The organism is Streptomyces sp. NPDC002888 (assembly GCF_042888465.1).
Taxonomy (GTDB): Bacteria; Actinomycetota; Actinomycetes; order Streptomycetales; family Streptomycetaceae; genus Streptomyces.
On record NZ_JBIAPU010000001.1, the window covers coordinates 219,045 to 238,271 of the forward strand.

Genomic DNA, 19,227 nt, shown 5'->3' on the forward strand with positions numbered 1-19,227 from the left:
GTCCCCCTGGCCAGGGCACCCAAACGTCCGCCGGTTTCCGGCCCGGCCGCCGGGTACTCGGACGGCGTCCCACTGACCCGCCCCGTCGCGGAGGTACCCCCCATGCCCGAATACGGCTACTTCCTGTCCTGCGAGGAGTTCGGCCCCGCGGATCTCATCGAGCAGGCGAGGATGGCCGAGCAGGCCGGATTCCAGTCGCTGTGGATCTCCGACCACTACCACCCGTGGAACGACGCGCAGGGACAGAGCCCCTTCGTGTGGTCGGTGATCGGCGCGATCTCGGAGGCGGTGTCGCTGCCGATCGAGACGGCGGTCACCTGCCCGACGGTCCGGATCCACCCGGCGGTGGTGGCGCAGGCCGCCGCGACCAGCGCGGTGATGACGAACGGTCGTTTCCGCCTCGGCGTCGGATCGGGCGAGGCGCTGAACGAGCACATCCTCGGGCATGTGTGGCCGCCCGCGAGCGTCCGGCTGGAGATGCTGGAGGAGTCGGTCCAGATCATGCGCCGACTGTTCACCGGCGAGGAGGTCAGCCACTACGGCACCCACTACAAGGTGGAGAACGCCCGCCTGTACACGGTCCCCGACGAGCCCGTCCCGATCGACATCTCCGGCTTCGGCCCGGCGGCGACCTCGCTCGCGGCCCGGATCGGCGACGGCTACATCACGATGATGCCCGAGGAGTCGATGGTGGAGCAGTTCCGCAAGGGCGGCGGGGGCACCAAGCCGGTGCTCGGCGGGACGAAGGTCTGCTACGGCACCGACCGCGACGAGGCCCTGCGGACCGTCCAACGGCTGTGGTTCAACCAGTTCCTGCCCGGCGAGATGGGCCAGATCCTGCCCTCACCGAAGCACTTCGAGCAGCTTGAGCCGCTGGTCACCGAGGAGATGGTGAGCGAGAAGGCGGTGTGCGGGGACGACGTCGACGAGCACGTCGCCGCGCTCAACGCCTTCGCCGAGGCCGGCTTCGACCGGGTCTACGTCAACCAGATCGGACCCGACCAGCGCGGCTTCTTCGACTTCTACCGCACGAAGGTGCTGCCGCAGCTCCAGCGCAACGGGCGCTGAGGACGCCGGATCGGTCCCGCACTCGCCGAGCAGGGCGTGGGCTGGTTCGAGGAGCCGGTGTCCTCCGACGACCTGACGGGACTGCGCCTGGTCCGGGACGCACTGGTCTGCGACGTCACGGCCGGGGAGTACGGCTACGACCTGCCCTACTTCGCCCGCGTGATCGCGGCCGGCGCGGTGGACTGCCTCCAGGTCGACGCGACCCTCCCCACTGCCTTAAGGGCGTGGGGGGACCCCCACCGGCGGCCTGACGGAGTACCTGCGCGCGGCCGCCCTCGCCCAGGCCCACGGCCTGGAGATCTCCGCCCACTGCGCCCCGCACGTGCACGCCGCCGCCTCCGCCGCCCTCCGCGACGTCCTCCACCTGGAGTGGTTCCACGACCACGTCCGCATCGAGTCCTTCTTCTTCGACGGCGCCCTGGACCCCACGGGCGGCACGGTACGTCCCCTGGAGGGCCCGGGCCTCGGCCTGACACTGAGGACGGAGGACGTGGAAGAGTGCAGGGCGGCGTAGCGGCGGCGTCCGCTTCTCATGTCCGCCGCGACGGTGACCAGCCACGACGGCGCAGCCCCGCGGTCACCACGGCCCCCAGCCCGCCCACCAGCAGGCCCGCCCCCACGCGCCCCCGGTTCCGCGAGGCCCACTCCTGCGGGCTCCCGGACACGGCCTCCCCGTCGAAGCGCCCGTGCGCCCCGAAGTCATGTCCGTGCGGCCCGTCGGCCGGGCTCCACAGGTTCCCGGGCCCCTGATGGCTCCCCTCCTCCTGCTGCTGCTCCTGCTGCGCGTCGAACCCGGTCCGCGCGAGGTACCGGTCCAGGACCCCGGGCGCCACCGCGTTGGCGATGAGCGTGGCCACCGTGGAACCCCCGACCCAGTACTCCCGCCGCCGCCCGTGCGAGGCAGCGTGCACGACCGCCCGCGCCGCGACCTCCGGCTGATAGACCGGAGCGACCGGCCGCGCCCGCCCCGGCATCCGGTTCAACACCCACTCGAACTGCGGTGTGTTGACGGCCGGCAGCTGCACCATCGTCGTACGGACCCCGCTCCTCGCGTGCAGCAACTCGCACCGCAGCGACTCGTTGAAGCCCTGGATCGCGTGCTTGGCCCCGCAGTACGCCGACTGCAGCGGCACCCCGCGATACGCCAGCGCGGAGCCGACCTGCACGATCGTGCCCCTGTCGCGCGGCAGCATGTGCCGCAGCGCGGCCCGCGTGCCGAAGACGTAACCCAGGTACGTCACTTCGGTCACCCGCCGGAACTCGTCCGGGTTGATCTCGGTGAACGGCGCGAAGACCCCGGCGAAAGCGTTGTTGACCCACACGTCGATGCGGCCGAACGCGTCGGCCACCTTCTGGGCCGCGTCGTCGACCGCCTTCGCGTCGGCCATGTCGACGGTGACGACGAGCGCCTCACCGCCGGCCCGCTGCACCTCGTCGGCCGTCGCGGCCAGACCCTCGCGTCCCCGGGCCAGGAGGGCGACCCGGTCGCCCCGCGCGGCGAAGGCCAGAGCAGTCGCCCGGCCGACGCCGCCGCTGGCGCCGGTCACCACGACCGCCCTGCGCCCCTTCGTCAGCGGTCCCGTCCAGGAGGTACGCACGAGGCATCACGCCCGGTGACGCGGCGACTCGGGGTCGATGTCGTCCTGGCGGGGCGCCGCCGGCCCGGTCGTGCCGAGAGTGCCGGGCGGCACCGGCGGGTACGGCATGCCGAGTCCGCTCGGGGGCGAGGCCGGGGCGGTGCCACCGATCGTGCGTCCGTGGCCGGCGTCGAGCTCGGCCTCGTGCTCGGGCGTCGGCCGCGACGCGTGCGGGTGGGCGGCGCCGCGCAGCACGTAGGCCGCCACGCCCAGGAGCGCCGCGGTGACCAGTGCGGCGGCCCAGTCCGGCAGCCCGATGGCCAGGGCGAGTCCCACGGCGAGCGCGAGGGCCGCGCCCGCGTACAGGGCGACCGCTCCGGAGGCCGCGTACAGCATGGCCTTACGGCGCTGCCTGCGGGTCTGCTCGCGCAGTTCCTCGCGGATGGTCTCGCGCGCCACCTGCGCCAGTTCGTCGACCAGGTGCTTGTCCAGATGCTCCAGGTGATCCATGCGGTCCATGGTCGGCGGGTACCCCCGGTGACGGACGCGTAACGCCCTTCGGGGGGAACCGCGAAGCACCGGAAACGCCGGAGGAGATCTCCTCCCCGGCGGACCAACTAGGCTTTTCCCATGGACATTCTGGGAGCCACGCTGCGCATCTGCGTCGACGACCTCGAGTCCGCGATCCCCTTCTACGAACGGCTCGTGGGCAGCCAGGCCCTCCGCTTCGAGCGCGGCGGCGTCCAGGTCGCCGCGCTCGGCTTCTTCCTGCTGATGAGCGGACCCGAGGCCGAGCTGGAGGTGCTGCGCAAGGTCGCCGCGACGATCGCCGTCACGGACGTCGACGAGGCACACAAGACCCTCACCGAACTGGGCGCCGACGTCATCGCCGGCCCGGTCCCCACCCCGGTGGGCCGCAACCTGATCGCCCGCCACCCGGACGGCACGATCTACGAGTACGTCGACAGACGCCGCGCCTAGCGCGTGTCGCGGATCACCTCCGCACCCTCGAGGCCATCGCCTGGAACCACGGCACCAACTCACCCTGGCCTCAGTCCACGGTCGTCGTCCCCGAGAGTGTCAGGCCCGGTCCCTGGCCGTCGCGGGGTTCGGCGGTGAGCTTCCAGGTGTACGCGCCGCGCGGCGCCCTCGCACCCGAGGTCGTAGTGGCGTCCCAGGACGGACGGACCGCCGCCGCCGTGGAGGTGCCGGTCAGGGTGCGCACCACGGTGCCGGAGGCGTTGGACAGGGTCAGGGTCCAGGTGGACGGCTTGTTCAGCTGCCACACCGGCCGCCAGGGCTCAGCGACGGTCGGGCCGGGCTGGGGGTCGGTCTGTGCCTCCATCTGGGCCAGCGGCGAGGTGGGAACCCCGGCGGTGACGAGCGCGATCTGGCCTCGTTCCTTGCGGTAGGCGATGTTGCCGCCGAACCGGTCGACCGTCCAGCGGCCGGTGTTGCCTCCGCCGTCCTGGTCCGCGGCGGGCAGGACGGCCACGGTCCGGGTGGTCGCCGTGCCGGTGTGGAAGTCGGTGAGCAGCAGTTCGTGGGTGGTGCGGTTCTCGCGGATCAGAAAGCCGTCGGCGAGACGGGCCTGTCCCGCGGGCACGGTGATCGCGCGGCCGGCGGCGCGGTCGTACACCCCGGCCGGCCCACTGGCGCCGCATGACCAGTACAGCCAGGCGTTGACGGCCTGGATCTCGTTGGGGGTGCAGGGGGCACCGGTCTCGACGGTGGCCACGGTGCGCTTGGCCTTCAGGTCGTAGGCGACCACGCTGCCCTGGGTGGCGCCCGGCGTCCACAGGCGCTGGCCCCAGATGGCCGCCGCGGTACGGGAGCGACTGAGGACGATCTCGCCGTTGGCACCGCGCGCGAAGTCGGCAACCTTCTGGGTGTTGCCGTTGTAGAGCACATAGCGGCCGCTTCCGGCGCCGACGCGGCCCGCGGAGTCGTCCATGGCCGCGTAGGCGTAGGAGTTCGGGCTGAGGCCGGCGACGTTCACCGACTCCTGGTCACTGTCGGGGCTGGTGGAGAGGTAGGCGAAGCGGCCGTCGCCCAACGCCTCGTACTGCGGGCAGGCGGCGTCGCCCGCCAGGCACGGGGAGACGTTCACGTCCGTCGAGCGGCGGACCTGCGGCCCGGTGGGCTTCCCGGCGGCGTCCAGCGGCATGGCGTACACACCGGCGATGCTGAGGGTCGGGTTGCCGTGCATCAGCAGTTCGCCGCCGGACAGCATCAGACCGTCGACCGGCGCGTATCCGGCGGGCACGGTCAGCACGGGCGAGGCCGAGGCATCGCCGTCCGCGGTGGCGGTGACCCGGTGCACATGCCAGTCGGTGCTGGACGGCCCGGCCGTGGCGAGCGCGCCGCCGTCGAGGGTGGGAGCGATGGACCCGTAGGAGTTGTCGAGGAGCGTGCGGGTGGTGCCGGTGGTGAGCGAGACGGCCTGCAGCTTCGGTGTGTCCCCAGCGGGCAGGAAGTCCGCGAGGCCGGTGAGGACCTGCTCGCCGACGACGGCGAGGGGACGGCCGAAGTAGCTGCCGACGATCTTGGTGGCCGTGGTGCCGGGCGCCGCGTCCGCCTTCAGGAACTTGTTGCCGACGACGAACCAGCGGTCGTTGAACTGGACGTTGTCCGAGCCGGGGACGGATGCGCCGAAGGTGCCGTCCGCGAGGTCGACGAGGCCGGTCGAGACCGTCGTGTCCACCTTGTAGACCACGGCGAGGCGACGGACCGAGCCGCCGGTGACGACGGTGCCGGTGAGTTCGGCGCCCGCCGGGAGGCCGGTGACGGGCAGGTCCGCGGTCGTGCCGTCCGGTGCCGCGCGCAGCACGTGCAGGGCGGTTGGGTCGGCGTTCTCCACGGTGAGGACGCTCCAGCCGACGGCTGCCTTGTAGGTCTGTCCGGCCGGAATCGTGACCGTGGCGGTCGTACCGACGGAGCGGTGCCTCTGGCTGACGGTGGCGCCGCCCGCGCTCCGGGAGTTGGTCACGTCGACGCCGGTGGCCAGGTCCTCCGGGCCCGCCTGGTCCGGGGGTGTGACACCCGGGTGGTCGAGCCAACTCGTGGCGCCCGAGCCGCTGTTCGGGTACCAGTACTGAAATCCGGAGGCCCCCGCCCACACGTATTGGATCTCGGTCGGTCTGGTCTTGCTGAGCTGGGTGACGGCGACCGGGGTGTCGGCGGCCGGTGCGGCGGCCGCCGGGGTCGCCAGGACGGTGCCCGACAGGGCCAGAGCGCCGCTGAGGACTGCCGTGGCGATTCTTCGTGAACGGTGCATGTTTTCTCCCCCTGCAACATGGCGAACAACTGAAGCAGGCGTCCGCCTGGACATCCAATGCCGCGCCGGAAAGCGGGAGTTGAGCGGAGAGGTGAACTCCGGGTGACGTGTCGGCACACGACAGGGGGCGGCGTCCGGTGCGAACGCCGCCCCTGCGTCGAACAGGATGTCCGCCTGGGCGACGCCTACCAGGACCTGCCCAGGTCGCTCTACGTGAACGCGTCGACCACGACGTCCGCCAGCAGCGCGCCCGCCGTGCCCTCGGGGTCGAGGTCGGGGTCGTAGATGGTGACGTTGAGGCCGGCGCAGTGCGGGGAGGCGAGCAACGGGCGCAGCAGGGCGACGAGTTCGTCGGGCAGGAGCCCGTCGGGGTCGGGGCTGTCGACGGCGGGCATGACCGTCGGATCGAGGACGTCGGCGTCGAGGTGGACCCAGAACCCGTCGAGCTGCGGGACCTCGAAGGCCTGCGCGGTGGCCCGGGCGAGGGCGCCCGCGCCCCACTCGCGCAGGTCCCCGACGGTGACGACCGGCATCTTCAGGGAGGCCAGCTCGGCGATGTCGTCGTCGAAGGCGTCGCGGATGCCGAAGAACCGTACGTCCTCGTCACGCAGGTAGGGCTTGAGTCCCTCCAGGTTCGTCAGGTCCTCCTGCCCCCGTCCCGTCGCCAGCGCGACCTCCTCGCCGCCCGCCGCACCGATCCGGTCGGAGTTCCCCGGATGCCGGAAGTCGTGCGAGGCGTCCACCGCCACCAGCCCGTACCGTCCGATGCGGCGCAGCGCGAGCGAGGCGCCCAGCTGGATGGAGCAGTCGCCGCCGAGCACGACGGGGAAGTCCCCGGCCCGGACGTGCGTCTCGATCCGGTCGGCGAGCCTGCGGGTGTACGCGGCGAGGGCGGCCGCGTTGAAGACGCCGTCGCCCTCCTGCCAGTCCCCCCGGTCGTAGCGCGGCGGCACCACCACGCCGCCCTCCCTCGCACCCAACCGCTGCACGATCCGCTGCTCCCGCAGGGCACCGGCGAGCTTGTAGCAACCGGGCACGGTGCCGGGGGCGGGCGGACGCAGGCCCAGGTTCGAGGGGGCGTCGAGCACGACGAAATTCCGCATGCGGTTCATCCTCGTCGACGTAGAGTCGGGCCTTCAACGGGACATCCAGCGGGTACGGAGGACAGACGCGTGAGCGAGCGGCACACCTACCGGGTGATCGTCCGGGGGACCTGGGACGGCCTCACCGAACAGGCCCGGGCCCGGCTGCTCGCCGAGGCCGGTGACCACGGGCTGACCAGCATGCGGTTCACCGAAGAGGGCTCCCTGACGTACGAGCCGGCGCCGCTGAAGCACTTCTCGATGCGGTACGTCGTCGTGTCGGACGCGGCGGACGGCGAGGAGATGGCCGCCGCGATCGCGGAGGACCGGGCCGAGACCACCCTGAGGGACCTCGGGTACGGCTTCGGCGAGCTGAAGACCGCCGTCACCGACCTCGACACCATGAAGATCAACCGGAAGTCCGCATCTCGGCGGTGATCGCCCACCGCTCGTGGTCCCGCCAGGCACCGTCGATCCAGAGCATCTTCGGCGAGAACCCCTCGAGCCGGAATCCGCAGCTGCGGGCGAGGCCGATCGACGCCACGTTGCCGGGCTGCGCGTTGATCTCCAGCCGGTGCAGCCGCATCGGCCCGAACGCGTACCCCACCACGAGGTCGAGCCCTTCGCGCATCAGCCCCCGTCCGGCGGCGTGCGCGAAGACGCCGTAGCCGAGCGCCCCGCTGAGGAAGGCGCCCTCGACGATGTTGTTGATGTTGACGAACCCGGCGATGGCCCCGCCGCCGTCGTCCGCGTCCTTCTCGCACACGAGGAACCCCGCCTTCGTCGGGTCCTCGATCAGCCGTCCCGCGTAGGCGGCGTACGCGGAGTCGGTGTCCGGCGGGAAGAGCCACGGCCGGTGCAGGTGCTTGGTCTCGTGCACACGGGCGACGAACTCGGCGCCGTCCTCGTAGGTGAAGTGGCGTATGCCCACGCGGGGGCTCTCGGCGAGGTAGCGGGAGGCGATGTGCGGCATCCGGCCACCTTACGGCGAACCGGCCCCGCTCCTCCGGCTCATTCGGCAGCTCAGCGCAGCGCCGGTTCGTCGAGCGTCACCGTGCCGGCCTCCGCGTCCAGCTCGGCCGCGACGCCGAACGGGATCGTCAGTGCCCCTTCACAGTGCCCGAAGCCGAACTCCTCGACCACCGGTACCCCCAGTCCGCCGAGTCGGTCGGCCAGCATGGGCCGCACCCGGTCGTAGGGATCGCACCGCTCCCACGAGCCGAGCAGCACGCCCCGCACCCCGTCGAGCCAGTCGGCACGCAGGAGTTGGGTGAGGCAGCGGTCCAGGCGGTACGTCGGCTCGCCCACGTCCTCCAGGCAGAGCAGCCCGCCGCGGGCCGAGGCACGGGCCTGCGTGGTGCCCACCTCGGCCGCGAGCAGGGACAGGCACCCGCCGAGGAGCACACCCCGCGCCCGCCCGGGTGCCAGAGCGCTGCCACCGGAGGTGATGACCCGGACCGTCTCCGGGGCGAAGAGCGTGGCCCGCAGGTGTTCCTGCGCCCGAACGTTCTTGATGAAGTCGACGCCCGCCGCCGCGGGCCCGTGCAGCGTGACCAGGCCGAGCCGTACGGCGAACGCCTCGTGCAGCGCCGTGACGTCGCTGAAGCCGACCAGCACCTTCGGCCCGGCGGCCCGCATCGCGTCCCAGTCGAGCAGGTCGACGATCCGCTGCGCTCCGTATCCGCCCCGCGCGCACAGCACCGCGTCGACGGACGGGTCGCACCAGGCGCCCTGGAGGTCGGCGGCCCGGTCGGCGTCCGTGCCCGCCAGGTACGTGAACTCCGCGTGCCGGTCGAGGACATGGGGTGCCACCACCGGGTCGAGGTCCCAGCCGCGCAGCAGGTCGAGCCCGGCCTGCAGCCGCTCCTCGGGCACGGGGCCGCTGGGCGCGACGACGGCGACGCGGGCGCCGGGGGCGAGTCGGGACGGGCGCACGAGTTCCTTCACCTGGGTTCCTTCATGTGGTCAGCTTCAACGTCGGGACGCCTGGCGGCCGGAGCCCGAACACCTGGGCGTACAGCGAGAGTTCGGCCTCCAGTGCGCGCACCATGGTCTCGGCGCGCCGGAAGCCGTGGCCCTCTCCCGCGAAGGCGAGGTAGGCGTGCGGCACGCCCCGCCCGGCCAGGCGGTCGAGGAACCGCTCGCACTGGGCGGGCGGGCAGATGACGTCGTCCAGGCCCTGGAGCAGCAGGAAGGGCGCGGTGACGCGGTCGGCGTGCTCGACGGGTGAGCGCTCGGCGTACCGTCCGGGCACCAGGTCGGGCGGTCCGACCAGGGTGTCGAGGTAGCGCGACTCGAAGTCGTGGGTGCCTCCCGCGGCCCAGCCGGCGAGGTCCAGGACGGGATAGATGATCGTGCCGCAGGCGTAGACGTCGGTCGTGACGAGGGAGGCCGCCGCGGTCCAGCCGCCCGCGCTGCCGCCGCGGATCGCGAGCCGACCCCTGTCGGCGGTGCCCTCGTCGGCGAGGGCGAGTGCGACGGCCGCGCAGTCCTCGACGTCGACGACGCCCCACTGCTCGCGCAGCTGGTCCCGGTAGGCGCGGCCGTGCCCGGTGGAGCCGCCGTAGTTGACCTCCGCGACACCGATCCCGCGCGAGGTGAAGTAGGCGATCTCCAGGTCGAGCACGAGCGGGGCGCGGCCGGTGGGCCCGCCGTGAGCCCACACGACGTACGGCGGCAGCTCGTGGCTGGGCGCCGCGCAGCCGGGGTGGTGGGGCGGGTAGACATGGGCGTGGATCTCGCGTCCGGCGGGTCCGGTGAAGGTGCGGATCTGCGGCTCTGGGTAGTGCACCGGGTCGACGGCGTCGTCGTGGGCGGCACCGATGACACGGGCGTGGCCGGTGCGGGCGTCCAGCTCCACCACCTCGTACCCGCTGCGCGGACCGGCTCCGACGGCGACGACCCTCCCCCACCCTCCGGGCGGGGGGACCCCCGTCTCGCTTCGCTCGCCGTGCGCCGCGAGGGTCGGCGCGAACTCGGTCCAGGGGCCCGCCGCGTCGACGACCTCGCCGGTGTCCGGGTCGAGGATGCCGAGAGCGGTGGCGCCGCGGCCGTGCACGACGGCGATCAGTCCGCCTTCCAGGGGCGCGAACCAGCGGTGCCCGAGCTTCCACAGCGGCCCGCCGAACTCCTCCTCGCGGGGGCACACCGGCTCGTGGTCGCGGTACAGGTTCCACCAGCCCGTACGGTCGGATGCGTGCAGGAGGCGGCCGTCTGTCGACCAGTCGACCTGCGCGATGGACTCCTCCGGCCCGCCGGCCACCGTGCGCGGCTCGCGCAGCAAGCCCTCCGCGTCGACCTCGGCGACGACCAGCTCCGTGCCGTCCCACGGCATACGGGGATGGTCCCAGGCGAGCCAGGCGGCGCGCCGCCCGTCCGGCGAGAGGCGCACTCCGGTGACGAACCGGTGCCGGTCGTCGGTGAGTTCGCGTACGGCGTCCCGCTCCCCTGCCGCCGAGCCGTCCAGCGGCACCGCGGCGATCACCCGGCGCACGTCGGTGGGGCCGTCTCCGGTGAACTCCTCCAGCACACACCACACTTCACCGAGGCCGGGGCGCAGCAGCGGCTCCGCCCAGCGTAGTCCGCCGCCCACCGACGAGACGGGGGTGAGGGGTTGGGGCTCACCGCCGGGTTCGTACCGGTACAGCCGCTGGTCGGCGAAGTTCACGAAGACCACGAGCGGCCCGCCGCCGTCCCGTACGACTCCGGCCCAGGGGTGTCCGCCGTACTCGATGACGCGGCTGCGCACGTTCCACGGGGCGGGCAGCACCGACTCCTCGCCGCCGTCGGCACGTCGTCGTACGAGGGCGCGGCGGCCGCCCTCCGAAGGCCGCGGCTCGGTCCACCAGGCCTCGTCGCCGACGAAGCCGACGTACTCGGGATGCCCGTCGTGCGCGGCGGCGAGGCCAGCGTCGACGGGCGAGGGCCACGATCCGTACGCCAGGGTCCGCACGTTCTCCCCCTCCCCCCTCAGGCCGTCCGCAGGAAGCGGTCGAGGACGTCGACACCGAAGTGGAGCGCCTCGACGGGGACGCGCTCGTCGACGCCGTGGAAGAGGGCCTGGTAGTCGTATCCCTTCGGGAGCTTCAGCGGCGCGAACCCGTAGCCGGTGATGCCGAGTTGGGAGAACTGCTTGGCGTCGGTGCCGCCGGACATGCAGTACGGCACGACGTGTCCCTCGGGCGCGAACTCCTGCACGGCGGCGCGCATTCTGGCGTAGAGAGGGGCATCGAGGGGGGCCTGGAGGGCGACCGAGTGATGGCGGAACTCCCAGTCGACGTCCGGGCCGGTGAGTTCGTCGAGGGTCGCGCGGAACTCGTCCTCGGCGCCCCAGAGATACCGTCCGTCTACGTACGCGACGGCCTCCTCCGGGATCACGTTGACCTTGTAACCGGCTTCCAGCATGGTGGGGTTGGCGCTGTTGCGGACCGTCGCCTCGACGAGGGAGGCCGCCGGGCCGAGCTTGCGCAGCAGGGCGTCCACATCGTCGAGGGAGGTCTCGATGCCGTAGAGCGCGGCGAGTTCGGTGAGTGCGGCGCGAACGGTGGGGGTGAGCCGCAGCGGCCACTCGTACGCGCCGATCCGGGTGACGGCGGCGGCGAGGCGGGTGACGGCGTTCTCCCGGTTGACCTTCGAGCCGTGTCCGGCGCGCCCGCGCGCGGTGAGCTTCAGCCAGCCGGTACCGCGCTCCCCCGCCGCGATCGGGTAGATCTCACGGCCGGCGCCGTCGTGAAAGGTGAACGCGCCGGACTCGCCGATCGCCTCCGTGCAGCCCTCGAACAGTCCCGCGTGCCGGTCGGCGAGGAACTGTGCGCCGTCCTCGGCGCTGGCCTCCTCGTCGGCGGTGAAGGCGAGGACGAGGTCACGCCGGGGCCGCACACCCTGCCGCGCCCAGGCGCGCACCACGGCCAGGATCATCGCGTCCATGTTCTTCATGTCGACCGCGCCCCGGCCCCACACCACCCCGTCGCGGACCTCCCCGGAGAACGGGTCCACGCTCCAGTCCCGGGCCTGAGCCGGCACCACGTCGAGATGGCCGTGGACCAGCAGCGCGTCCGCCGAGGGGTCGGTGCCCTCGATCCGGGCGACGACGTTGGTCCGCCCCGGGCTGCGCTCGAGCAGCGCGGGCTCGACACCGGCCTCCGCCAGCCGCTCGGCCGCGTACTCGGCGGCGGGCCGCTCCCGGCAGTCCCCACCACCCCGGTTGCTGGTGTCGATGCGAATGAGCTCCGAGGTGAACCGGACGACCTCGTCCCTCGCCTGTGCGTCAGCCATACTCCTCCTCCACCGCCGCCGCCACGATCGTGGTGACCGCCTTGAACGTGCGGATCCCCTCGTACATGGTGCCGCTGGTGTACGCCACCTTCCGCTCCCCGACACGGCCCACGCCCGGCACGACGGTCGACGCCATCGCCAGGTGCTCCGCGTCGAACTCCACGACGACGGTGAACGGCCCGCCGTCCACCGGTTCATGACGTGCCGCCAGCTGGGCCGCCTGCTTCGCCGCCGCCCGGATGTCGGCGGTGGTCCGGGCCGGCGTCCGGCACACGGCCGCGTACCGCGACACATGGTCCTTGACCGCCACCTTCAACGCCTGAGGCGCGTACCCGAGCGCGTCCTCGCAGGCCACGTCGTCCCCGGTCACCAGCACCACCGGCACCCCGTACTCGGCGACGACCCGCGCGTTCAGCAGCCCCTCGCTCGCCCGTACGTCGTTCAGCCACACCCCGGTGACGGAGTTGGCGAGGTAGGTGTGCGCGAGCACGCCCTCCATACCGGCGCCCGCGTGATAGCCGACGAACGCGACCCCGTCCACGTCCCCGTACTGCACGCCCTCCACCATCGACAGCGCCTTGTGCCGCCCGGTGAGCATCTGCGCCCGCTCGTCGAGCTCCTCGAGCAGCAGGTTGCGCATCGTCCAGTGCGCCTCGTTGATGAGCACCTCGTCCGCGCCGCCGTCGAAGAACCCCAGCACGGCGGCGTTCACGTCCGAGGTGAACATCGACCGGCACCGCTCCCACTGCGGCGTCCCCGGAAGCACGTCGGCCGGCCAGGTGACGCCGGTGGCGCCCTCCATGTCGGCGCTGATGAGGATCTTCATGCTGCGCCAGGCTACGCGCCGCCCGAAGTGCCTGCACCCCGGACCCGACCATTCGCAAAGCTGTACAATTCGCACTTTTCGCTCGTGCGAATGGGTTCTACGCTCAAGTACATAAGGCGGGCGGATGGCCGGCCTGTCGACCACCGTCGCCTGTTACCGAGCGGAGGCGGAAATGAAAGCGTCGATACGGCGGTCCGCGATCTTCGCGAGCGCGGCTGCTCTGGTCATGGCCGTCTGCGGCACGACGGGCACAGCGCGGGCCGACCCCGGTGATGGGGAACTCCAGTTCGGGTACGTCCTGCCCGAGACGGGACAGCTGGCCTACCTCGGTCCACCGCAGATCGAGTCGTTGAAGTTCGCGATACAGACGATCAATGACGCCGGTGGCGTACTGGGCGAGCCCGTGCCGACCGTGGTCTCCAGTGACGAGGCGGGCCAGGAGGCCGTCGCGGCGCAGTCTGCCGACCGGGTCCTCGCGGCGGGCGTGGACGCGGTCATCGGCGCCGCGGCCTCCGGCATGTCACTGGCGTTCATCGACCGGGTGACCGGAGCGGGCGTCGTGCAGTGTTCGGGGGCGAACACCGCACCCACCTTCACCGACTACGAGGACGACGGGTTCTACTTCCGTACCGCGCCGAGCGACGCGTTGCAGGGGCCTGTCCTGGCGGACGTCGTGCGCGACGACGGCCACGACCGGGTGGCCCTGGTCGCACGGGCGGACGACTACGGACGCGGCCTGCTGGAGAGCACACGGAAGTCGCTCGAGGAGCGCGGTGCGACGGTGGCGCTCGCCGAGACGTACGACCCGGAGGCGAGCAACTTCGACCAGGTCGTTCAGCGGGTGGAGAACTCCGGGCCGGACGCCGCCGTGGTGATCGCGTTCGAGGAAGGCACCCAGATCCTGCAGGGCATGATCGAGTCCGGGCTGGGGCCCGACCGGATCGGTGTCTACGGCGCTGACGGACTGCGCAGCGAGGAGCTGCCCTCGCTGGTCTCCCCGGGCCGGCCGGAGAGGCTCGCCGGGATGAAGGGGACCGCGCCGGCGTCGGCGACGAACGAGCAGTACGTGAAGGATCTGCAGGAGTTCGCGCCCAAGCTGAAGGAGCTGCAGTTCGCGCCGCAGGTGTTCGACTGCGTGACGACGATCGCGCTCGCCGCCGAGAAGGCGGGGTCCGACGACCCGGGCGAGTACGTGAAGGAGATGAACGGGATCACCAGGGACGGCGACAAGTGCACCACGTTCGCCGCCTGCAAGGAGCTGCTCGCCGACGGCAAGAACATCGACTACGACGGTGTGAGCGGCCCACTCGACTTCACCGACAAGGGCGAACCCGGCCAGGCGACGATCGAAGTGTACGGCTACAACAACAAGGGACAGTTGCAGACCCTGCGTACCGAGATCAGCACGGCTCAAAAGTGACAGGGAGGACTGCCAGGTTCAACGGACGCGGGCGAGCGTGCCGAGGTAGAGCTCGATCACCTTCTCGTCGTGCAGCAGGGCCGCACCCGTGCCGCTGTACGCGTTGCGGCCCTGGTCGAGGACGTAGCCACGGTCACAGAACTGCAGACACCTGCGGGCGTTCTGCTCGACCATGAGCACGGCGACGCCCGCGCTGTTGATCATTCGGCACCGGTCGAAGACGTGGTCCTGATGCAGCGGCGACAGCCCGGCCGACGGCTCGTCGAGCAGCAGCAGCTGCGGCTCGGTCATCAGTGCGCGGGCCATCGCGAGCATCTGACGTTCGCCGCCGGACATCGCGCCGGCCTTCTGCTTCCGGCGGTCGGCCAGCACGGGGAAGAGTTCCTGGACCGCCGCGGCCCGCCGCGCGTAGTCCCTGGGCCGCAGATAGACGCCCATCCGCAGGTTCTCCTCGACGGTCAGCGGGGGAAACACGTTCTGCAGCTGCGGTACGTAGCCCACGCCCCGCCGGACCAGTTCGTGCGCGGGCCGGTCGGTGACGTCCTCTCCGCGCAGCCGCACGGTCCCACCGCGCACCCGCAGCAGCCCGAAGACGGCCTTGACCAGCGTCGACTTGCCGGCGCCGTTGGGGCCGATCACGCCGACCACCTCGCCCGGCCGCACCTCGATGGTGCATCCGCGCAACACGTCGACGCCGGGGACGTAGCCGGCGACGATGTAGTCGGCCGCCAGCACCGGTGGATGCTCTTCGGCGGACATCGCTACTCCTCCCTCTCTTCCCTCTCGGTCTCCTTCTCCATCTCCTCGGCCGTCTCCGGTTCGTCGTGCCGCTTGCCCAGGTAGGCGTCCACGACGGCGGTGTTGCGGCCGATCGTGTGCGGTGGGCCCTCGGCCACGAGGCGGCCGTCGGCCATGACGGCCACCCAGTCGCTGATGCCCATCACCACGTCCATGTCATGCTCGACGAAGCACACCGTCAGCCCTTCGTCGCGCAGCTGGATGATGTGTCCGAGCAGCGACTGGGTCAGCGCGGGGTTCACCCCGGCCATCGGCTCGTCGAGCAGGAGCATGACCGGCCGGGCCATCAGCGCGCGAGCCAGTTCAAGCAGTTTGCGCTGACCGCCGGAGAGCGTGCCGGCGTGGTCGTCACGCAGGGGCCCGAGCCGGAACCGGTCCAGCAGCTCGTCGGCCCGGCGCTCGAGCTCCCGCTCCTGCCCGTGCCACAGCGGTCGCAACAGCGCGGGCAGCACCCGCTCGCCGCGTTGCCCAGGCGCCGCGAGCAACATGTTCTCCAGCACGGTGAGCCGGGCGAGCGTCCTGGTGAGCTGGAACGTACGGACCAGTCCCCGCCGCGCCACCCGGTGTGCAGGGGAGCCGGTGAGCCGCTGTCCGTCGAACGACCACTCGCCACCGTCGGCCCGGTCGAACCCGCTCACCACGTTGAACAGCGTGGTCTTGCCGGCGCCGTTGGGACCGATGAGCGCCGTGATGGCCCCGCGCTGCACCTCCAGGTGTGCGACGCGCACGGCGACGAGGCCGCCGAACGTGCGGGTCATATGGTCCAGGACCAGCAGCGGATCGGGCTTGCGTACCCCCGGCTCGGGAACGATCGCGGAGAGCCGGCCGGTGTGGGGCACGGCGGAGTCAGCGGCCACTGAGCAGCATCTCCTTCCGGCTGCCGAGGATGCCCTGCGGCCTGAACGCGACCAGGAGCATCAGGGCGACCCCGACCAGTGCGAAACGCACCGCGCCGACCTCCGACGTACTGATGAGGTCCGGCGGGATGTATTTGGCATCGATGGCCTGGCGGAGCGCGCTGTCGAGGAAGCTGAGGACGAACCAGAACAGGATCGAGCCGACGACCGGCCCGAGGATCCGCCCGGCACCTCCGAGGACGAGCAGCGTGTACAGGAAGAACGTGACGCTCGGATCGTAGTTGTCCGGGTTCACGGACTGCACCTGGATCGCCTGCATCATGCCCGCGACCGCCCCGATGACGCCGCCCAGCACGAGGCTCTGCATCTTGTACGCGTACACGTTCTTGCCGAGGCTGCGCGCGGCGACCTCGTCCTCACGGATCGAACGGATGACACGGCCCCACGGGCTGTGGATCAGCAGGGCGAGCAGACATCCGACCACGAGCACCAGCGCCCATCCGACGATCATCACCCACAGGTCGCGGGAGCCGAATCGCACCAGCCACACGCCATAGGTGCCGCGCTCGACGGGGCTGAGCGCGTAGAAGTCGTTCGCGAACCTCTGGAGCCCGAACACCCCACCGGTGACCGGCTCGGCCCAGCTGGACCGGTAGAACAGCCGTAGCGTCTCCCCCGCCGCGATCGTGGTGATCGCGAGGTAGTCGGCGCGCAGCCGCAGGGTGGGCAGACCGAGCAGCAGGGCCAGCACGATCGCGCAGGCGATTCCGCCCAGGACGCCGAGCCACATCGGGCCGTCGTACGTCGACACCGTGACGGCGAGCCCGTAGCCGCCGACCAGCATGAATCCGACCTGACCGAAGTTGAGGAGCCCCGTGTAACCGAAGTGCAGGTTCAGCCCCATCGCGGCGAGTGCGTAGATGGCCGCGATGGGGCCGATCCCGGAGCGCAGGGCGTCGGAGACGATGGCCGAGAAGTCCATGGCTCACCCCTCACCCGACGCGTTCCGCCCGGCCGAGGATCCCCTGTGGCCGGACGAGCAGGACCACGATGAGGACGAGCAGCGCCCACGCGTACTGCAGGTCCACCGGGAACCACAGCGTGGACATCTGGGCGACGACGCCGATGACGAGGCTGCCGACCATCGCGCCGTAGGCGGAGCCGAGACCGCCCAGGATGATCCCCGCGAACATGAGCAGCAGGAGCTTGAAGCCCATGTCCCAGGTGACGATCTCGACCAGGCCGAAGAAGACCCCGCCGAGTGCGGCCAGTGCGCCGGAGAGCATCCACACGAACAGCACCACCCGCTGCACGTCGATGCCCGACGCCTCCGCGAGGTCACGGTTGGCGGAGACGGCTCGCACAGCCGTGCCGATCCGCGTCTTCTGCAGGAGCGCGGCGATGCCGAGCAGCACCAGGACGGCGAGCAGGGTGACCGTGAGGTCCCGGGGGGTGATGCCGACCGGCCCCAGGTCGATCGCGCTCTGGATGTCGTACTGCGCGTAGGAGGCGGGCCGGGTCCCGTACAGCACGAGCACGACGTGCCGCAGCAGCAGCGAGAGCCCGATGGTGACGATGAACATGTTGATCAGCCCGGTGCCCCGAGCCCGCAGCGGGCGCCAGACGCAGCGCTCGACGGCCCCGCCCAGCAGGGCGCCGAAGGCCACCGCGGCGATGGTGGCGGGGATCAGGTGCCAGCCCGGGCCGGCCGCGGAGACGTTGAGGAAGAACGCGAAGGCGGCGCCGATCGTGACGAACTCACCGTGGGCGAAGTTGATCAAATGGATGGTGCCGAAGATCAGCGAGAGTCCGACCGATGTGATCGCGATGATCACCCCGAACTGGATACCGTCGATCAGCGCCTGCAGAGTGCGCGCGCCGAACGTGGGGCCGCGCGGGACTCCCTCACCCTGCGCCCGCGCGGAGATCGCGGGAACCGCCACGAGGACCAGGGCGAGGGCCGCTACGAGCATCCGATGATGGCGCACGACGATTCCGGTATGTCACGAACATCCCTTGTGGCTCAGTGTAAGTGCAGGCCGGGGCGGTGACCCGGACATCGAGCCAGGGATGGCTGCCTCACGGAGAGCGAAGGATGCGCGATGAGTGACAGCGAGGACATCGCGAGTGCGTACAGCGACGACAGCGTGCTCTTCCGGGTGCTGCGCCACCTGGGCTGGGACAGCCTGGCCGACATCGGCTACTTCACGCTGCCCACCCTGCCGTTCGCGGCGGCGGCCGGGCCGGTCCCCTTTCAGCGCCGTCTGGCCCGCCGGTCGCTGGCGCTGCTGGACGCCCGGCCGGGGCAGCTCGTCCTGGACGCCGGTTGCGGTCGCGGTGACACCACGGCGCGGTTGGGCACCGCGGGATGCCGGGCGCTGGGGGTGGACATCCAGCCCGCGCAGATCGACCAGGCACGTCGCCGGTTCGGCGGCTGTCGCGGCGCGCGATTCGCCGTCGCCGATGCCGCCGATCTGCCGCGCCGAGCAGCGGAGATCCCGCTGACCGACGGTTCCTTCGACCGAGTGCACTGCCTGGAGGCCGCCTTCCACTTCGGCCACGCGGGCCGTCGGTCGTTCCTGGGCGAGAGCTTCCGGCTGCTCCGCCCCGGAGGCCGACTGGTCCTCGTGGACGTCACCTCCCCTACGGAGCAGGAGCCGATCGGGACCCTCGACCCGAGCGGCCTCGTACGCGGCACCTGGCGCTTCGACGGCCTTGAGCCGTACGAGCGTTATCCGCTCATGGCTTCCGCGGCCGGCTTCACCACGTATCGCGTCCTCGACTGGACCACCCCGGTGCTCCGCAGGGCAGCCCATCTCTGTGCCCTGTTCACCGGCACCGCGTCCACCCGGGTCGGCCAACAGGCCCTGTGCCTGCGGTGGCCCGGCCTGAGAACGCTCGACGCACGGGACTGGGACGAGGTCGTCACCGTCGTCCGAGCCCACCGGGCCGTCGCCCGCGTCGCCCGCTACACGGCGTACGTCTTCGACAAGCCCGCAGAGGGTCTCCTTGTCCCTCACCGAGACCACCAGCGGTGATCATCGGGAG

18 protein-coding genes and 1 pseudogene are annotated in these 19,227 nt (G+C 71.6%); 6 read left to right on the top strand and 13 right to left on the bottom strand.

Features of this window, described 5'->3' with window-relative positions; all coding sequences use genetic code 11:
• Positions 1-102: 102 nt before the first annotated feature.
• Complete coding sequence (locus tag ACFYWX_RS00950) at positions 103-1,068, top strand: LLM class F420-dependent oxidoreductase (RefSeq protein WP_389421883.1); 966 nt, start codon at positions 103-105, stop codon at positions 1,066-1,068.
• A gap of 6 nt (positions 1,069-1,074) precedes the next feature.
• Positions 1,075-1,582, top strand: a pseudogene (locus tag ACFYWX_RS00955) (enolase C-terminal domain-like protein); the annotation flags it as partial.
• 16 nt (positions 1,583-1,598) lie between these two features.
• On the opposite strand, the gene ACFYWX_RS00960 reads toward ACFYWX_RS00955, so the two are convergent.
• Positions 1,599-2,666, bottom strand: a complete 1,068-nt coding sequence (locus ACFYWX_RS00960; protein WP_389421884.1) for an SDR family oxidoreductase — start codon at positions 2,664-2,666, stop codon at positions 1,599-1,601.
• 6 nt (positions 2,667-2,672) lie between these two features.
• Positions 2,673-3,164, bottom strand: coding sequence for a phage holin family protein (locus ACFYWX_RS00965; RefSeq protein WP_389421885.1), 492 nt, complete (start codon positions 3,162-3,164; stop codon positions 2,673-2,675).
• A 111-nt stretch (positions 3,165-3,275) separates the two neighbouring features.
• Here ACFYWX_RS00965 and ACFYWX_RS00970 point away from each other — a divergent pair, with 111 nt between their 5' ends.
• Positions 3,276-3,626 (top strand): VOC family protein, encoded by a 351-nt coding sequence (locus tag ACFYWX_RS00970; RefSeq protein WP_389421886.1) that lies wholly within the window; start codon positions 3,276-3,278, stop codon positions 3,624-3,626.
• 70 nt (positions 3,627-3,696) lie between these two features.
• On the opposite strand, the gene ACFYWX_RS00975 is transcribed toward ACFYWX_RS00970, so the two are convergent.
• Together ACFYWX_RS00975 and ACFYWX_RS00980 are read right to left on the bottom strand one after the other, a co-directional pair.
• A complete protein-coding gene (locus tag ACFYWX_RS00975) occupies positions 3,697-5,922 on the bottom strand; it encodes a FlgD immunoglobulin-like domain containing protein (protein ID WP_389421887.1) in 2,226 nt (741 codons plus the stop codon).
• 209 nt (positions 5,923-6,131) lie between these two features.
• A complete protein-coding gene (locus ACFYWX_RS00980; RefSeq protein WP_389421888.1) occupies positions 6,132-7,025 on the bottom strand; it encodes an arginase family protein in 894 nt (297 codons plus the stop codon).
• Positions 7,026-7,094: 69 nt separating this feature from the next.
• On the opposite strand from ACFYWX_RS00980, the gene ACFYWX_RS00985 reads away from it, so the two are divergent.
• Positions 7,095-7,442: a DUF6204 family protein gene (locus ACFYWX_RS00985; protein WP_389421889.1), complete on the top strand. Its 348-nt coding sequence runs from the start codon at positions 7,095-7,097 to the stop codon at positions 7,440-7,442.
• Here ACFYWX_RS00985 and ACFYWX_RS00990 read toward each other — a convergent pair.
• The 5 genes from ACFYWX_RS00990 to ACFYWX_RS01010 are packed head-to-tail and all read right to left on the bottom strand — an operon-like array spanning position 7,414 to position 13,104.
• Positions 7,414-7,977 carry a GNAT family N-acetyltransferase gene (locus ACFYWX_RS00990; RefSeq protein WP_389421890.1) on the bottom strand — a complete coding sequence of 188 codons (564 nt, stop codon included), beginning with the start codon at positions 7,975-7,977 and terminating at the stop codon, positions 7,414-7,416. The two genes, ACFYWX_RS00985 and ACFYWX_RS00990, sit on opposite strands and share 29 nt — an antisense overlap.
• Positions 7,978-8,027: 50 nt before the next feature.
• On the bottom strand, positions 8,028-8,951 hold the full coding sequence (locus ACFYWX_RS00995) for an LD-carboxypeptidase (RefSeq protein ID WP_389421891.1): 924 nt from the start codon (positions 8,949-8,951) through the stop codon (positions 8,028-8,030).
• A gap of 10 nt (positions 8,952-8,961) precedes the next feature.
• Positions 8,962-10,956 (bottom strand): LpqB family beta-propeller domain-containing protein, encoded by a 1,995-nt coding sequence (locus ACFYWX_RS01000; protein ID WP_389421892.1) that lies wholly within the window; start codon positions 10,954-10,956, stop codon positions 8,962-8,964.
• Positions 10,957-10,973: 17 nt separating this feature from the next.
• The gene (locus ACFYWX_RS01005) at positions 10,974-12,278 is read right to left on the bottom strand and encodes a M20/M25/M40 family metallo-hydrolase (protein WP_389421893.1); all 1,305 of its coding nucleotides are present in this window, start codon (positions 12,276-12,278) and stop codon (positions 10,974-10,976) included.
• Positions 12,271-13,104 (bottom strand): M55 family metallopeptidase, encoded by an 834-nt coding sequence (locus ACFYWX_RS01010; RefSeq protein WP_389421894.1) that lies wholly within the window; start codon positions 13,102-13,104, stop codon positions 12,271-12,273. The genes ACFYWX_RS01005 and ACFYWX_RS01010 overlap by 8 nt, the downstream gene beginning before the upstream one ends.
• Positions 13,105-13,276: 172 nt before the next feature.
• Between ACFYWX_RS01010 and ACFYWX_RS01015 the strand changes: the two genes are divergently transcribed.
• Positions 13,277-14,524 carry an ABC transporter substrate-binding protein gene (locus ACFYWX_RS01015; protein WP_389421895.1) on the top strand — a complete coding sequence of 416 codons (1,248 nt, stop codon included), beginning with the start codon at positions 13,277-13,279 and terminating at the stop codon, positions 14,522-14,524.
• A gap of 18 nt (positions 14,525-14,542) precedes the next feature.
• Here ACFYWX_RS01015 and ACFYWX_RS01020 read toward each other — a convergent pair whose 3' ends face one another.
• From ACFYWX_RS01020 to ACFYWX_RS01035, 4 genes are read right to left on the bottom strand one after another with little or no spacing between them, the layout of a single operon-like run.
• A complete protein-coding gene (locus tag ACFYWX_RS01020) occupies positions 14,543-15,283 on the bottom strand; it encodes an ABC transporter ATP-binding protein (RefSeq protein WP_389421896.1) in 741 nt (246 codons plus the stop codon).
• Between the two features lie 2 nt (positions 15,284-15,285).
• Complete coding sequence (locus tag ACFYWX_RS01025; protein ID WP_389421897.1) at positions 15,286-16,179, bottom strand: ABC transporter ATP-binding protein; 894 nt, start codon at positions 16,177-16,179, stop codon at positions 15,286-15,288.
• The gene (locus tag ACFYWX_RS01030; protein ID WP_389421898.1) at positions 16,169-17,161 is read right to left on the bottom strand and encodes a branched-chain amino acid ABC transporter permease; all 993 of its coding nucleotides are present in this window, start codon (positions 17,159-17,161) and stop codon (positions 16,169-16,171) included. Before ACFYWX_RS01030 ends, ACFYWX_RS01025 begins: the two co-directional genes overlap by 11 nt.
• Positions 17,162-17,171: 10 nt before the next feature.
• Entirely contained in the window at positions 17,172-18,152 is a 981-nt protein-coding gene (locus tag ACFYWX_RS01035) for a branched-chain amino acid ABC transporter permease (RefSeq protein ID WP_389421899.1), read from the bottom strand.
• A gap of 129 nt (positions 18,153-18,281) precedes the next feature.
• Here ACFYWX_RS01035 and ACFYWX_RS01040 point away from each other — a divergent pair, with 129 nt between their 5' ends.
• Complete coding sequence (locus ACFYWX_RS01040; RefSeq protein WP_389421900.1) at positions 18,282-19,217, top strand: class I SAM-dependent methyltransferase; 936 nt, start codon at positions 18,282-18,284, stop codon at positions 19,215-19,217.
• The last annotated feature ends 10 nt before the right edge of the window (positions 19,218-19,227 follow it).

Coding starts and splice junctions, on each gene's coding strand:
- ACFYWX_RS00950 (WP_389421883.1), top strand. CDS start 103: ATGCCCGAATACGGCTACTTCCTGTCCTGCGAGGAGTTCGGCCCCGCG.
- ACFYWX_RS00965 (WP_389421885.1), bottom strand. CDS start 3,164: ATGGACCGCATGGATCACCTGGAGCATCTGGACAAGCACCTGGTCGAC.
- ACFYWX_RS00970 (WP_389421886.1), top strand. CDS start 3,276: ATGGACATTCTGGGAGCCACGCTGCGCATCTGCGTCGACGACCTCGAG.
- ACFYWX_RS00975 (WP_389421887.1), bottom strand. CDS start 5,922: ATGCACCGTTCACGAAGAATCGCCACGGCAGTCCTCAGCGGCGCTCTG.
- ACFYWX_RS00980 (WP_389421888.1), bottom strand. CDS start 7,025: ATGCGGAATTTCGTCGTGCTCGACGCCCCCTCGAACCTGGGCCTGCGT.
- ACFYWX_RS00990 (WP_389421890.1), bottom strand. CDS start 7,977: ATGCCGCACATCGCCTCCCGCTACCTCGCCGAGAGCCCCCGCGTGGGC.
- ACFYWX_RS01005 (WP_389421893.1), bottom strand. CDS start 12,278: ATGGCTGACGCACAGGCGAGGGACGAGGTCGTCCGGTTCACCTCGGAG.
- ACFYWX_RS01010 (WP_389421894.1), bottom strand. CDS start 13,104: ATGAAGATCCTCATCAGCGCCGACATGGAGGGCGCCACCGGCGTCACC.
- ACFYWX_RS01015 (WP_389421895.1), top strand. CDS start 13,277: ATGAAAGCGTCGATACGGCGGTCCGCGATCTTCGCGAGCGCGGCTGCT.
- ACFYWX_RS01020 (WP_389421896.1), bottom strand. CDS start 15,283: ATGTCCGCCGAAGAGCATCCACCGGTGCTGGCGGCCGACTACATCGTC.
- ACFYWX_RS01030 (WP_389421898.1), bottom strand. CDS start 17,161: ATGGACTTCTCGGCCATCGTCTCCGACGCCCTGCGCTCCGGGATCGGC.
- ACFYWX_RS01035 (WP_389421899.1), bottom strand. CDS start 18,152: ATGCTCGTAGCGGCCCTCGCCCTGGTCCTCGTGGCGGTTCCCGCGATC.
- ACFYWX_RS01040 (WP_389421900.1), top strand. CDS start 18,282: ATGAGTGACAGCGAGGACATCGCGAGTGCGTACAGCGACGACAGCGTG.